At 69.7% G+C, this 14892-nt stretch carries 12 protein-coding genes; all 12 read right to left on the bottom strand.

From position 1 onward, the window contains the following. Positions 1 to 9 precede the first annotated feature (9 nt). Entirely contained in the window at positions 10 to 840 is an 831-nt protein-coding gene (locus ACO2RV_RS03135; protein WP_423289695.1) for a carbohydrate ABC transporter permease, read from the bottom strand. 2 nt (positions 841 to 842) lie between these two features. Then, entirely contained in the window at positions 843 to 1715 is an 873-nt protein-coding gene (locus tag ACO2RV_RS03130) for a carbohydrate ABC transporter permease (RefSeq protein ID WP_423289693.1), read from the bottom strand. Between the two features lie 162 nt (positions 1716 to 1877). After that, entirely contained in the window at positions 1878 to 3197 is a 1320-nt protein-coding gene (locus ACO2RV_RS03125) for an ABC transporter substrate-binding protein (RefSeq protein ID WP_423289691.1), read from the bottom strand. Positions 3198 to 3619: 422 nt separating this feature from the next. Beyond that, positions 3620 to 4576: a sugar-binding transcriptional regulator gene (locus tag ACO2RV_RS03120; RefSeq protein ID WP_423289689.1), complete on the bottom strand. Its 957-nt coding sequence runs from the start codon at positions 4574 to 4576 to the stop codon at positions 3620 to 3622. Then, a complete protein-coding gene (locus ACO2RV_RS03115) occupies positions 4573 to 5265 on the bottom strand; it encodes an HAD family hydrolase (RefSeq protein ID WP_423289687.1) in 693 nt (230 codons plus the stop codon). The genes ACO2RV_RS03120 and ACO2RV_RS03115 overlap by 4 nt, the downstream gene beginning before the upstream one ends. A gap of 37 nt (positions 5266 to 5302) precedes the next feature. After that, positions 5303 to 6064, bottom strand: coding sequence for an endonuclease/exonuclease/phosphatase family protein (locus tag ACO2RV_RS03110; protein ID WP_423289685.1), 762 nt, complete (start codon positions 6062 to 6064; stop codon positions 5303 to 5305). A 5-nt stretch (positions 6065 to 6069) separates the two neighbouring features. Continuing rightward, positions 6070 to 8247, bottom strand: a complete 2178-nt coding sequence (locus ACO2RV_RS03105; RefSeq protein WP_423289683.1) for a VTT domain-containing protein — start codon at positions 8245 to 8247, stop codon at positions 6070 to 6072. A 111-nt stretch (positions 8248 to 8358) separates the two neighbouring features. Beyond that, complete coding sequence (locus ACO2RV_RS03100) at positions 8359 to 10128, bottom strand: ABC transporter ATP-binding protein (RefSeq protein ID WP_423289681.1); 1770 nt, start codon at positions 10126 to 10128, stop codon at positions 8359 to 8361. 52 nt (positions 10129 to 10180) lie between these two features. Beyond that, positions 10181 to 11275, bottom strand: a complete 1095-nt coding sequence (locus ACO2RV_RS03095; RefSeq protein ID WP_423289679.1) for a siderophore-interacting protein — start codon at positions 11273 to 11275, stop codon at positions 10181 to 10183. Further along, positions 11268 to 13238, bottom strand: coding sequence for a Fe(3+)-hydroxamate ABC transporter permease FhuB (fhuB, locus tag ACO2RV_RS03090; RefSeq protein ID WP_423289677.1), 1971 nt, complete (start codon positions 13236 to 13238; stop codon positions 11268 to 11270). The genes ACO2RV_RS03095 and fhuB overlap by 8 nt, the downstream gene beginning before the upstream one ends. Then, entirely contained in the window at positions 13210 to 14097 is an 888-nt protein-coding gene (locus tag ACO2RV_RS03085) for an iron-siderophore ABC transporter substrate-binding protein (RefSeq protein ID WP_423289675.1), read from the bottom strand. The genes fhuB and ACO2RV_RS03085 overlap by 29 nt, the downstream gene beginning before the upstream one ends. After that, positions 14094 to 14891, bottom strand: a complete 798-nt coding sequence (locus ACO2RV_RS03080; RefSeq protein ID WP_423289673.1) for an ATP-binding cassette domain-containing protein — start codon at positions 14889 to 14891, stop codon at positions 14094 to 14096. Before ACO2RV_RS03080 ends, ACO2RV_RS03085 begins: the two co-directional genes overlap by 4 nt. Between the last annotated feature and the right edge of the window lies 1 nt (position 14892).

Here is a 14892-nt window from a genome sequence, read left to right as displayed (position 1 = left end):
GCTGTCTCCCTATTTCACGGCGCCGAAGGTGAGGCCGCGGACGAGTTGCTTCTGGCTGAACCAGCCGAGGATGAGGATGGGCGCGATGGCCATGGTGCTGGCGGCGGAGAGCTTGGCGTAGAACAGCCCTTCCGGGCTGGAATAGCTGGCGATGAAGGCGGTCAGCGGCGCCGCGTTGGCGGCGGTGAGGTTCAGCGTCCAGAAGCTCTCGTTCCAGGCGAGGATGATGTTGAGCAGCAGCGTCGAGGCGATGCCCGGCACCGCCATCGGCGTCAGCACATAGAGGATTTCCGAGGACAGCGTGGCGCCGTCCATCCGCGCGGCCTCCAGGATCTCGCCGGGGATCTCCTTGAAGTAGGTGTAGAGCATCCACACGATGATCGGCAGGTTGACCAGCGTCAGCACGATGACGAGGCCGGTTCGGGTGTCGAGCAGGCCGGTGTCGCGCGCCAGCAGGTAGATCGGGATCAGCACGCCCACCGCCGGCAGCATCTTGGTGGAGAGCATCCACATCAAGAGGTCCTTGGTGCGCTTGCCCGGCACGAAGGCCATGGCCCAGGCGGCGGGCACCGCGATGACCAGCCCGAGCAGCGTCGAGCCGACCGAGATCACCACCGAGTTCCAGAAATGCGCGAGGTAGTCCGAGCGCTCATTGACCGTGTGGTAGTTCTCCAGCGTCCAGTCGAAGAACAGGAAGGCGGGATGCTGGGCGATCGCGTCGCCTTCGGTCTTGAACGAGGTGAGGAAGGTCCACAGGATCGGGAAGAAGATCAGCAGCGCCACGCCCCAGCCGATGGCGGTGTTGACGGCCTTGCGGCCGGTCGAGACTTCGCGCGCCATCTTCAGCCCTCCAGGTTCTTGCCGATCATCCGCATCAGGAAGATCGCGACGATGTTGGCGAGGATGACGGCGACGATGCCGCCGGCGGAGCCGAGACCCACGTCGAATTGCAGCATGGACTGCATGTAGACGAGGAAGGTCAGCGTGGTGGAGGCGGTTCCGGGGCCGCCATTGGTGGTCACCAGGATCTCGGCGAACACCGAGAGCAGGAAGATGGTCTGGATCAGCACCACCACGGTGATCGCCCGCGTCAGATGCGGCAGCGTCAGGTGGACGAAGCGCCAGAGCGGGCCGGCGCCATCCATCTCCGCCGCTTCCATCTGCTCGCGGTCGAGGCTCTGCATCGCCGTGAACAGGATCAGCGTCGCAAAGGGCAGCCATTGCCAGGCGACGATGGTGGTGATCGAGGCGAGCGGCGCATCGGCGAAGAAGTCGACGGGCTCAAGCCCGATACCGCGCGCCAAGGCGGCGAACAGGCCGTTCACCGGGTTCATCAGCATGTTCTTCCACACCAGCGCCGAGACGCTGGGCATGACGAAGAACGGCGCGATGACCAGCACGCGCACGATGCCGGTGCCCCACATCGGCTGATCCAGCAGCACGGCGAGCGCGATGCCGCCGATCACCGTGACGGCGAGCACGCCGAGCACCAGGGTCAGCGTGTTGACCAGCGCCGGCCAGAACGCCGGGTCGGTGAAGAAATAGGTGTAGTTCTCGAAGCCGGTGAACTCCTCCGTCCCCGGCATCAAGAGGTTGAAGCGCAGGAAGGAGAAATAGACGGTCATGCCCAGCGGCACGATCATCCAGAGAAACAGCAGGACGACCGCCGGGGAGAGCATGAGCCGGCCTGCGATGCGGGAGGCTTGCGTCGCCATGGTGAGGCCCTGGTTGGCCGGTCGGAACCGGTTCCGTGTGAGGACGGCGAAAAGCGCGATGGATCGGCGCTTAACCCTGCCACGGCGCGGGGTGCGGGAATCCCGCGCCGTGGCAGGTCGCCCATCTGCGCGGGAGAGCGCCGGCGGGCGGATTCAGACCCCCTATTTGGGATAGCCGGCGCGGGTCATCTCGCGCGTCGTCAGTGCCTGCGCGCCGGCCAGCGCCTGCGCGGCGCTCGCCTTGCCGGCGAGAGCGGCGGAGAATTGCTGGCCCACCGCCGTGCCGATCGCCTGGAACTCGGGGATCGCGACGAACTGGCCGCCCGTATAGGGCACCTGTTTCTCCGAGGGCTTCTGCGTGTTGGCGGCTTCAATGGCCTTCAGCGTCATCGGCGCGAAGGGCGCGGCCTTGAGATAGGCCTCGTTCTTGTAGAGCGAGGTGCGCGTGCCCGGCGGCACATTGGCGATGCCTTCCTTCTCGGCGACCAGCTTGGTGTAGGCCGGCGAGGTCGCCCAGGCGACGAAGGTCTTCGCCGCGTCCTTCTTGGCCGAGGAGGCGGGGATGGCGAGGTTCCACGACCACAGCCAGTTGCCGTGGTTCGAACCGCCCGCGCGGGTCGGCGCCGGGGCGAAGCTCACCTTGTCGGCGACCTTGGATTCCTTCGGATCGGAGATGAAGGAGGCGGCGACGGTGGCGTCGATCCACATGCCGCATTTGCCGGTCTGGAACAGGGCGAGGTTCTCGTTAAAGCCATTGGACGAGGAACCGGGCGGGCCATAATTCGTCATCAGCTTCAGATAGGTGTCGAGCGTCTTCTTCCATTCGGGCTGGTCGAATTGCGGCTTCCACTGCATGTCGAACCAGGCGCCGCCCATGGAATTGTTCATCGAGGTGAGGAACGCCATGTTCTCGCCCCAGCCGGCCTTGCCGCGCAGGCAGATGCCGTACACGCCGGCGCCCTTGTCGGTCATCTTCTCGGCGGCCTGGGCGATGAAGTCCCAGTCGGGGTTCTCGGGCATCTTCAGCCCGGCCTTCTCCAAGAGGTCGGTACGGTACATCAGCATGGAGCTCTCGGCGTAGAACGGCACCGCATAGAGCTTGCCGTCCACGGTGAGGCTCTGCGCCACCTGCGGCAGCAGGTCGGCCTGATCATAGTCGGCGCCGAGATTGTCGAGCGGCAGCAGCCAGTTCTGCTTGGCCCAGATCGGCACTTCGTAATTGCCGATGGTCAGCACGTCGTACTGGCCACCCTTGGAGGCGATGTCGGTGGTCACGCGCTGGCGCAGCACGTTCTCTTCCAGCGTCACCCAGTTGACCTTGATGTCGGGATGCTTGGCGTTGAAGTCCGGCATGAGGCGCTGCATGCGGATCATGTCGCCATTGTTCACGGTGGCAACGGTGATGGTGGTCTGCGCCGAGGCAACACCCGTGGCGGCAAGCAGAACCGACGCGCCGAGCAGGGCGCGGGCAGAGATGGTCATGGCTTCCTCCCTGGCGACTTTGAGCAATTCATCGCCTTGCGGGCAAATATTCACTCAACCGGACGAAGCGTCAATCCCCCGCCTATGCTGCGGGTGCGAGAGGATGGGGCTGAAGCGGGAGAGCGGGCTGTCGCCGCGGGCTCGAGAAATCGAGCGCAATGAAGGCCTGCGTGGGCTCGTGCAGGTGCAGCACGTCACACGCCGTCGTGACGCGGAAGCAGGAAGCGGCCCAACTTTCCCTCTCCCCGTCGGGGAGAGGTGGGCCGCGAAGCGGGTCGGTGAGGGGCTCTATCGATTGCGGAGCCGTGGAGCCCCCTCACCCCAACCCTCTCCCCCTCGGGGAGAGGGTGTAGATCCCGGCCATCCATGTCTTCCACGGCGTTGGTGGAAAGCGTGTCTGCCCGAGGATGTGCCAGACCGCCTCACATCCCCAGCACGCCGCGCGCCGTCGGCTCGTCGCTGATCAGCCCGTTGAGAATGCGCCCGCGCAGCGCGGCGGCGATGGCGGTAATCTTGGAGGGGCCGGCCGCGATGCCGATCACCGGCCGGTCGCGCCCGCTCGCCGGCACATGCATGCCGCCGAGGCGCTGGTTGATGGCGAGTTCCATGTAGCGGCCATCGACGTCGAACACCCGGCCCGCGACCTCGCCCACCGCGCCGGCGCGCTGCATCTCCTGCAACTCCGAGGGTTTCAGGAAGCCGTCGGTCAGGAGCGGCGCGTCCTGGCTCATCTGGCCGACGCCGACGAAGGTGACGTCCGCCATGCGCGCCAGCTCGCGCACCTTGCGCACCGGCCCGAGCGACTGGAAGGTCAGATTCTCCTCGGCGGTATCGGAGATCACCGGCACCGGCATCGGGTAGTGCGGCGCGTGAACCTTTTCCGCAAGCCGCATGATGACGTCGAAATAGGAGGCCGAGCCGTCCGGCGCGATGTTGCCGATCAGCGAGACCAGCCGGTGCTGCGGCGCCTCCGTCGGGTTCATCGCCTCGATCATGCCGCGCAGGGCGCGGCCCGTGCCGAGCGCGATCACCAGCGGCCGCGTCTCGCGCAGCACCCGCTCCATTTCCGCCGCCGCCGCCGGGGCGATGGCGCGCACCGGATCGCGGTCCGGCCCCAGTCCCGGCACCACCCGGCAGCGCACGAGATCGAAGCGCTCGCGCAGCGCGCTCTCCAGTTCGAGGCAGCTCGCGAGATGATGGTTGAGCCGAACATGGATCAGCCCCGCCGCCACCGCCCGGCTGACGAGGCGCTGCGCGCGCTGGCGCGACACCCCCATCTCGCCGGCGATCTGGTCCTGCGTCAGCCCGCCAACATAATACAGCCAGGCGGCGCGGGCGGCCTGGTCGTCGGCGGAGGCGTCGGTCTCGGTGAGGCTCATGCGGAATTGGCTACGTCAGCGGAAACGGGGAAGAGATCGGGCCGCCCGGCCCGCAACTCAGCGAAACTGGCGAAATGGCGGTGCGGCCGCAAGCCCTCCGGCAAAGGCAGCTCCATCACCTGGAAATGGCTGCCGCCGGTGAAGTGCCACACCTCCATGCCCGCCGCCTGCCCCGCCAGCAGCCCGGCGCCGCTGTCCTCGATTACCACGCAGGCCTTGGGATCGGCGCCCATGCGGGCGGCCGCATGCAGGAACAGGTCCGGCGCCGGCTTGCCGCGCGCCACTTCGCTCGCGGTGAAGGCGCGGCCGGCGAACACGCCGTCAAGGCCGGTGATGCGCAGCGAGGCGGCCAGCCGCTGCGGGCTCGACGAGGTGGCGAGGCAGAACGGCACGTCGAGCGCGGCGAGCGTCTCAAGCGCTCCGTCCATCACCGCCAGCCCCGCCTCGAAGGCGGCGATGAGGCGGGCGCGGTAGTCGGCCTCGAAGCTCTCGGGCAGCGCGATGCCGAAGCGCGCGCGCACCTCGCTCACGATCACCGAATAGGAGCGGCCGATGAAATGGCGCGCGACGAAGGCGAGGTCGACCTCGACGCCATGGCTGGCCAGCGTGCCGATCAGCGCGCCGGCGCTGAGCACCTCGCTGTCGATGAGCACGCCGTCGCAATCGAAGATGATGAGCGCGGGGCGCATGAGTGGCAGTCCGCTTCCGATCCGGTGCGGGCCACTATTACCATTCCGGCGCGCCGACTCCATCGCTATCGATTGTGGCCGGCTGAAGCGCCACCGGCAGGCGGATGTCAGCGATGACGGGAAGATGGTCGGAGGCCGCGCGCGCCGCCGCGTCGGTGAAGCTCGCGGCCAGCATGTCCGGGGCGCTGCAATAGACCCGGTCGAGCCGCAGCAGCGGCCGCCTTGCCGGAAAGGTGCGCAGCCGCGTCCGGTATGGCAGCGCCCGGCGCATGGCTCGGGAGACGAGGCCGAACGAGAACCAGTCGTTGAAATCGCCCATCATCACGCTCGGCACGCCGCCCGTCCGCTTCGCCAGCGCCGCCAGCGCCATGGCCTGCCGGCGGCGCTCGAACAGGGCGAGACCGAGATGAACGGCGACGAGGTGCAGCGGACCGAACGGCGTCTCGATCTCGGTTTCGATGGCGATGCGCGGCTCGCGCCGGCGTACCGACAGGTCGTGCAGCACCACGTCGCGCGTCGGCCAGCGGGTGAACAACGCGTGGCCATAGTGTCCGTCCGGCACGGCGATGGTACGCGCCTCGGCGAAATGGCCGATACCGAGCCCCTGCAGGGGCGCGAGGCAATCGACGCTGCGCCCGCGCGTATCGACCTCCTGCAGCGCGAGCACATCCGGCCGGTGGCGGGCGATCAGCGCGGCGATGCGGTCGAGGTCGAAGCGCCCGTCCGGCCCGACCCCGCCATGTATGTTCCACGTCATCACCCGCAGGGTCGGCGGCAATACGGGCAGCTCCTGCCGCACGAGCCTCACCTCGCCCTGCGGAAATGCGACACCAGCAACTGGAGGCCGAGGGAGCACAACACCCAGAGCATCACCAGCCCCGCCAGCAGGCCGGCACTCGCCAGCGAGGGCTGCGAGACCAGGTCGACGATCTGCCGGCCCAGAGCCGTCAGCACGATCAGTCCCGGCATCAGGCCAAGAGCCGTGCCGACGACATAGTCGAGGAAGCGCACGCCGGCCGCCCCCGCCACGAGATTGACGAAGGTGAACGGCGCCACCGGCACCAGCCGCACCGTCGCCACCGTGACGATGCCCTGGCTGGCGAGCCCGCGGCGGATGCGGTTGATGCGCGGACCGATGAAGCGCCGGATCACCCCCGCCCCCAGCTTGCGGCCGATGACATAGGTGATGATCGCGCTCACCAGCGCGCCGACCCCGGCCAGCACCGCGCCGGTCCAGCCGCCGAACACCGCGACGGTGGCGACGATAAGCACCGAGACCGGGAAGACCACCAGCCCGCCAAGGACATAGATCGCAACCACCGCGGCTGGCGCCCACGGCCTCTCGGCCATGGCATCGAAGGCAGTGATCAGGCGCTCGGGTTCCGAGAACGGGGAGTTCGCCCAGGCGAAGACCAGCGCCGCCAGCAGCACCACGCCGATGCCGAGAGGCAACAGGCGCCGCGCCCGGGAGCGGTTGCCACGCGCAGGCGAGCGCTCCGCATAGATCGGCTCCAGCGGATCGGCGAGCGCGTCGATCGAGGGCAGCGGCAGATCGCTCGGCGCGCTGCGCGGCACGTCGACAAGGCGTCGCCCGGACGCCGCCTCGCCAAGCACGGCGAGCAGCGATCCCGTGCGCGCGACGATCTCGGCGACAGCGTCGGCCTCCAGCCCGACATGCTCGCCGAGCATGCGGTTGCGCACCGCGGCGATGCCCGCACGCTCCTCGTCGTCGCTCGCCTCGATCACGAGGTCGCACTCGCTGTCGAACCCCATGGAGCGGTTGCACAGATTGGCGGAACCGATCCGCAGCAGACGGTCGTCGACGATCATCACCTTGGAGTGGACCATCACGGCCGCCGTGGCGCCCTCCGCCTCGACCTCGGGAAAGACCATGCGCACGCGGTCGGTGACGCCGGCCTCCGCGAGCCGGGCCAGCACCCGCTCGCGGCCGACGCCCATGGCCTGATGCTCGAACCAGCTGCGATAATCCTTCGGCGTGACCAGCAGCGCCTCGAGTTCGGGGCGCTCGCGCATGCGGGCGATCAGCCGCGCGGTGAAACGCTCGCAGGTGAGGAACTGGTTCTCGATATAGAGGTGGCGCTCGGCGACATCGACCATGTCGAAGAACAGCGCCTCGACCTCGCGCACGTCGGTCTCGCCATCATAGGGCGGCAAGGTACGGGCGATGCCGATATCGACCGCGCGGAAGTCCGGCTCCAGCCCCTTCGGCCAGCGATCCGCCCGGATGCGATGGCGCGCGACCGGGAGGCGCTCGCTGGCCGCGCGTTTCCAGCGCTCGCGGAACAGCCGCCCCAGCGCCGCCGCCGCCGTGCCATCGACCGCCATCTGCACATCGTGGAACGGCTCATAGGCCGCTCCGGCGGGATCGAGCCGGCGAGGGTCGTCCGGCATGTGCGCACTGGTGTCCCAGCGCCGGCCGGTCAGGTCGAGCCCGCCGGAGAACGCCATGCGGTCGTCGATCACCACGATCTTCTGGTGATGCGAGGCGCCGATGGGCAGGGCGTCGTCGAGGCAGAGCTCGATCTGGCGCGGCGTCGCCCACAGGAAGGAATAGATCGGCGCCAGCTCGCGCTCGAAGGCGAACATCACCGAATAATCCCACAGCAGCAGGCGGATGCGCAGGCGCGGGTTGCGGGCGACCAGAGCAGACAGGAAGGCGGCGAGCGTCTCCGGCAGACCATCCTCCGCCGTGCCGCTTGCCCCCACCAGCTTCATCCGGCTGTCGAGGTCCCAGCCGGCGATGTGGATGGTCTCCCTCGCCTGCAACATGGCCGCCCGCAGCGCGCCGAAATAGCTGCCGCCATCGACCAGGACGGCCGCCCGCCCGGCCTCCTCCTGTCGCCAGACATTGCGGCCGGGCCGCAGGACGGGGGCGGATTTCAGCGGTTCGGGCGGGCGGGGGCGGCGCGGAGCGGCGCTCCGGGCGGCAGCCGCCTCAAGCATGTCGGGGGCAGAATTCATGGGGTCCGGCTGTCCTCGGTCGGTGGAGGTCACAGCGCTAAACCGTCCGGCCGGTCCTCGGTTCCGGCGGCGGGGACGATCTTCCCCCGCCCACCGCCGAATGACCTCGCCTCAGCCCTCCCCGCCCAGTGCCGGCGCGCCGACCGCGCCCTCGCCCGCGAGCGGGGCCTCGCCGAACTGCGCATTGTGCAGGCGGGAATAGAGTCCGCCGCGCGCCAGCAGCGCCTCGTGCGGCCCCTGCTCGGCGATGCCCTCAGTGGTGACAACGACGATGCGGTCGGCATCGCGGATGGTGGCGAGGCGATGGGCGATGACCAGCGTGGTGCGCCCTCGCGCCAGCTCGTCGAGCGATTTCTGGATCTCGCGCTCGGTATGGGTGTCGAGCGCCGAGGTCGCCTCGTCGAGAATGAGGATCGGCGGATCCTTGAGGAAGATGCGCGAGATGGCGAGGCGCTGCTTCTGTCCGCCCGACAGCTTCACCCCGCGCTCGCCGACGAGGGTGTCCAGTCCTTCCGGCAACTCCGCCAGCAGCCCGTCGAGCCGCGCCCGCCGCGCCGCCTCGACGATCTCGGCCTCGCTCGCGTCCAGCCGCCCATAGGCGATGTTCTCGCGGATGGTGCCGCCGAACAGGAACACGTCCTGCTGCACGATGCCGATATTGGCGCGCAGCGAGGCCAGCGTCATGTCGCGTATGTCGGTGCCGTCGATCGAGATGCGCCCCTCGCCGACCTCGTAGAAGCGCGGCAGCAGCGACAGCAGCGTGGTCTTGCCCGCGCCCGAGGGACCGACGAAGGCGACCGTCTCGCCCGCGCCGATGGACAGGTCGATGCCGCTCAGGATCGGCCGGTCCGGGGTATAGCCGAAGCCCACCTTCTCGAAGCGGATGTCGCCGGTGAGATGCCCGACCTTGCGCGCATCCGGCCGGTCGGCGATGTCGGGCTCGGTGGCGAGCAGGTCGAGATAGCGTCGGAAACCGGCAATGCCCTTGGGATAGGTCTCGATCACCGCGGCGATCTTGTCGAGCGGGCGGTAGAACACCGCCACCAGCAAGAGGAAGCCGACAAAGCCGCCGATGGAGAGCGAGCCCGTCACCACGAACCAGCTGCCCGCCAGCATGACCACGAGCTGCACGAGGCGCATCGCCATGTAGTTCAGCGCCTGGCTGGCCGCCATGATGCGGTAGGCGTCGAGCTTGGTATCGCGATAGAGCGCGTTGTCGCCGGCGAACAGGCGGCGCTCGTAGTCCTCGTTGCCGAAGGCCTGCACCACGCGGATGCCGCCGATATTCTCCTCCAGCCGCACGTTGAACGCGCCGACGCGGCCGAACTGCGCCTGCCAGTTCTGTGTCATGCGCCCGCCATAGCGGGTGACGATGAGCGCGGTCAGCGGCACGATCAGCGCGGTGATGATGGCGAGCGGCGGATGCACCCACAGCATCAGCAGGAAGGCGCCGATGAAGGTCATCACCGCGATGAACATGTCCTCGGGCCCGTGATGGGCGATCTCGCCGATCTCTTCGAGGTCCTTGGTCACCCGCGCCAGCAGATGGCCGGTCTTGTAGTTGTCGAAGAAGCGGAAGGAGAGCTTCTGCAGGTGCTCGAACGCCCTCTGGCGCATCTCGGTCTCGATGTTGATCCCGAGCACGTGTCCCCAATAGGTGACGATCGCCATCAGCCCGCTGTTGAGCGCATAGACCGCCAGCAGCCCCGCGCCCGCCAGCAGGATGATCTGCAGGTCGCCGCGCGGCAGCAGCAGGTCGATGAACGCCTTCATCGCCATGGGAAAGCCGAGTTCCAGCAGCCCCGACAGCACGGCACAGCCGAAGTCGAGCAGGAACAGCCGCCGATGCGGCCGGTAATAGGAAAAGAACGCCTTCAGCATCACGCCCGCTCACTCGTCCGCATCATGCGGGAGATTCCCGCCGGGGACGCCGTCATTCATCATCCCGGCGACCGGGATCGTCGCCACCACGCCCGCGTCGCCAATAGGCGGCAATATGGGCATCTCTGGGGTTCATGCCACGCTCGGCGCGCAGCAGCGCGCGGATGGCCTTCGCCGCCGCATGCTCGCACCCCACCATCACATGGCCGCGTCCCTCGCGCGGCCATTCCATGGCGCGTAGCGCACGCTCCAGCACGTCCGTCGTGCCCGGCTTCGTTCCCTCCCGATGCAGCCAGCGGATCGAGAGCGCCGCCCGCCCCGCCAGCGGCTGCTCCTCGGCCTTGTCGGCCACCTCGATGAAGGCGTGGACTTGCCGCCCCGCCGGCAGACCCTCGATGATGCGGGCGATGGCCGGCAGCGCGGTCTCGTCGCCCGCCAGCACATGCCAGTCGGCCTCCGGCGGCATCCCCCCGCCCGGTCCCATCACCCCGACCGGATCGCCGGCCCGGGCGGTCGCCGCCCAGGTCGAGCCCGGCGCCGAATGCACCCCGTCATCGTCATGCAGCACCATGTCGATGTCGATCGTGCCCGCCGCCTTGTCGATGGCGCGCACCGTATAGACCCGGCGGACGAGTTCGTCCTCGCCGGACGGCCACAGCGTGCGCCCGTCCGGCGCCGGTGTCGGCCACACTGGCGAACGCCCGGCAGGCGGGATGAGCAGGCGCACATGCAGCCCCGCGCCGTTGTCGAAATGCCCGACATCGCCACCGGCCAGCGTCACGCGGCGCATATGCGGCGTCACCTGCCGCGCGCCCACCACCGCCATGGCGCGGAAGAAGGGGATGGCGAGCACTTCGCCCCCGCTCCACGCGAAGGACGGCGCCGCCTCGGTGAACAGCGCGATGTGCTCGGCCAGCGCGTTCTTCACCACATAGAGCGCGGTCGCATCCCGCGCCTCCGCCCTGAGGTGCAGATGGCCGTCCTCGGCATGGAGTTCGGCGCGGCCGAAGGAACTCTCGATGCGTCCGCCCGTAGCGGTGCGCACCACCGTGCCGTGCTCGACGAAATGCCGGCAAAGCTGCTCGGCCATCCCCAAGGGGTCGGCGAGCGGCACGCGGGCGGTGGCGACGAGCGGGGTATCAGGCATGCCTCGGCCCTGTGCGGTTGACGAGCCAGATGAGATAGGGAGCGCCGATCAGTGCGGCGAACAGGCCGGTCGGCACCTGGTAGGGGAAGGCAATGAGCCGGGCCAGCCAGTCCGCTGCGATCAGCAGGGTCCCGCCGAGAAGGAGCGCCGCCGCCAGCTGGTCGCGCACCCGCGAAAAGCCGAGAAGGCGGGCGAGATGCGGCGCCATCAGCCCGATCAGGCTCAAGGGCCCGACGACGAACGACGCCATCGCCGCGAGCAGCGCCGCCAGCACGGCGAGCGCCAGCCGCGCGCGGCGCACCGGCACGCCCATGCCGCGGCTGGCCTCCTCGCCAAGCGGCAACACGGTCAGCCAGCGCGTCAGCGCGAAGAGCGGCGCGACCAGCAGGAGCGTCGCGCCGAGCGCGATGATCGCCTCGATCGGACCGACGCGGTTGGTCGAGCCCGACATCCACACCAGCAGCAGATAGGCGCTCATGCCGCCACTGGCGAGCACTGCGGAGATGATGGCCATGCACAGCGCACCGCAGGCGATGCCGGCGAGCAGCAGCCTCTCCGGCCCGAAACCCGAGCGCGCGGCGACCAGCAGCATCAGCGCCAGCACGGCGAGCGAACCGCCCCCCATGCCGGCCAGCAGCAGCGGAGCCGAGGCGCCGCCGGTGAGCAGCAGCACGGCGAGCCCGACCCCGCCACCGGCGCTGACGCCGAGCACTTCCGGGCTCGCCATCGGGTTGCCGGTCATGCGTTGCAGAATGAAACCCGACGCCGCCAGCATCGCCCCGGCACTTCCCGCCGCGACGAGCCGCTGCCCGCGCAGCGGCAGCAATTCCATGAACAGAGCGCCGGTCGCGGCATGCCAGCCCTCCGCCGAGCGCCCGACGCACAGCGCGACGAGGCCGAGGGCGAGCACGCCGGCCGCAAGCACGGCGAGAAGCACCGCCGGCCGCCGCAGCCGGCGCAGCGCAGCGGCAACCGCCGGGTGACGCAGCCGGTCGACCGCATGCACCTTCGACAGCAGCGCCAGCAGCAGCGGCCCGCCGAGCAGCGCGGTCGCCGCGCCGGTCGGGGCGAGATCGCGGCCGCCGTGGCCGGCCAGTTGCACAAGGCTGTCGGCGAGCGACAGCAGCAGTGCACCGGCGAACGGCGCCGCGACCATCATCTGCCGCGCCGTGCGCACTCCGGCGAAGCGGGCGAGTGCCGGCGCCGCGAGGCCGATGAAGGCGATGACGCCGACCTCCGCCGTCACGCTCGCGGCAAGCCAGACGGCGATCGCCATCGCGGTGAGCCGCGCGCCGGTGAGGCCGAGCCCGAGGCTGCGCGCACCAGTATCGTCAAGGCCGAGCAGGGCCAGCGGGCGCAGGATGACAGCGGTCGCGGCGAACGCCAGCAACAGCCGCACGCCGAGCACGCGCGCGCCGGTCCAGTCCTGCTGGTCGAGCGCGCCGGCGCCCCAGATGAACAGCGACAGCACATAGTCGCCCTTGGCGAGGATGAGCGTTGCGCTCAGCGCGCCGGCGATCAGCGCGATCATCATGCCCGACAGCACGACGGTGACGGGATCGAGCCCGCGCCGCCAGCCGAGCGCCAGCACAAGCGCGGCGGCGGCCGCTCCGCCCGCCAGCGCCACCGGCTCGCGCCCCAGCACCATCAGCCCCGGCGCATAGGCCAGCGCCACGGTGAGCGCGAGCTGGGCGCCAGCGGCGATGCCGAGCGTCGAGGGATCGGCGATCGGGTTGCGCAGCACGCGCTGGAACAGCGCGCCCGACAGGCCGAGCGCGGCGCCGGCCAGCAGCGCGACGGCGGCGCGCGGCAGCGCCACCTGCCACAGCATCAGCTGTTCGAGGCCGGGGATGCGTGGGCGCGTCGCCAGCGTCGCCGCCAGCGCCAGCAAGGCCGCGAGCGTCGCCACGGCCCAGAGGAAGCGGGGCAGCCGGTCAGCCACGGGCCTTGTCCCGCGCCTCATCGAGCGCCTGCGTGAGCAGCCCGGCGAAGCGCCGCGCGGAGGGCAGCGCGCCGAACGGATTCACCGGGCCGAGCCACAGCACGCGCCCGGCCGCCACCGCCGGCAGCGCGCGCCAGAAGGCGCTGCGCTCCAGCACCCGCTCCACGTCGGGCGGGGTCGGGCCGATGACCACGATCCAGGCTTGCGGATGCTGCGCCAGCACCTCGATGCCGACCGGCGCGGTAGCGGAATAGCTTGTGTCGACGCTCCACGCATTGGCGAGGCCGAGGCGCGAAATCGCCTCGCCGATCATGCTGTCGAAGCCGAAGGCGCGGAAATGCCTGGCATCCCCAAGATTGATCGGCAGCACCGGGCGGTCGACGACGCCGAGCCGGGCGCGCAACCGCGCGAACTCGCCCTCGGTGCCGGCGATCAGCGCCTCCCCCGCCCCGGCGTCGCCGAGGCGGGCGGCAATCGCGCGCGTCATCGCCACCATCGGTTCCCACGGCGCCACGCCGGGCTTGTAGAGCGAAAAGCTCTCCACCGGAGCGATGGCTTTGAGGCGCGACTCCAGCCCGGCGTAGAAGTTGGAGTTGAAGATGATGTCGGGCCGCGCGAACAACAGTGTCTCGAGGTTCGGCAGGCCGCGCAGGCCGAGATCGGCGACGCTCGCCGGGACCGGCGGCTCCACCGCAATCTCGCGGAACTGGATGAGTTCGGTCGCGGCGACCGGCGGATGGCCGAGCGCCAGCAGCGTCTCGAGGATCGCCCAGTCGAGCGTCGCCGGGCGCTTCGGCACCGTGGCGGCGGCGCGCCCGCAGGACAGGGCGAGCGCTGCCGCGACGATGGCGCGCCGGCTGATGCGGTGGCCGACACTCATGCGACATAGCCGATCGGCACGCCGGTGACCGGGTGCGGGAACACGCCCATCGGCAGGCCGTAGACCTTCGACAGCAGCTCGGGCCGCATCATGTCGGTGGCGGCGGCATGAGAGACGATGCGCCCGGAGCCCAGCGCGACGATCTCGTCGCAGAAGCGGGCGGCGAGGTTGATGTCGTGCAGCACCACCACGACGGCGAGCCCGCGCTCGCGGCTGAGCTCATGCACCAGCTTCAGGATTTCTTCCTGATGCGCAATGTCGAGCGCCGAGGTCGGCTCGTCTAGCAGCAGGCAGTCGGTGTCCTGCGCCAGCATGAGGGCGAGCCAGGCACGCTGGCGCTCGCCGCCGGACAGCGTGTCGACGGCGCGCACGGCAAGGCTTTCGAGGCCGGTGCGGACGATCGCTGCCTCGACCTTCGCGGCATCCTCGGACGAGAAGCGACCGAGCATGCCGTGCCAGGGGTAGCGGCCGAGCGCCACCAGTTCGCGCACATTCAGCCCGTCGGCGGCGGGAGTGAACTGCGGCATGAAGGCGACCTTGCGGGCGAAGGCGCGGTCGGTCCACTCTCCCAGCGCGCGGCTGGCGAAACTGAGTTCGCCGGCCGTCGGTGCCGTCGCACGGGCGAGAAGGCGCATCAGCGTGCTCTTGCCCGAGCCGTTCGGCCCCACCAGCCCGTAGACCCGCCCCGGCTCCAGCCGCAGCGAGAGCGGCCCGAGGATCACCCGCCCCGCAACGGCGTAGGAGACATCGACAAGTTCGAACAGAGCGGGGGCACGGCCGGCGTCAGCAGTCACG

Origin of the sequence: Ancylobacter sp. VNQ12 (assembly GCF_049445835.1) — a bacterium.
GTDB lineage: Bacteria > Pseudomonadota > Alphaproteobacteria > Rhizobiales > Xanthobacteraceae > Ancylobacter.
Note: the sequence above shows the minus strand (reverse complement) of the source record. Positions and strands in the feature narration are given on the sequence as shown.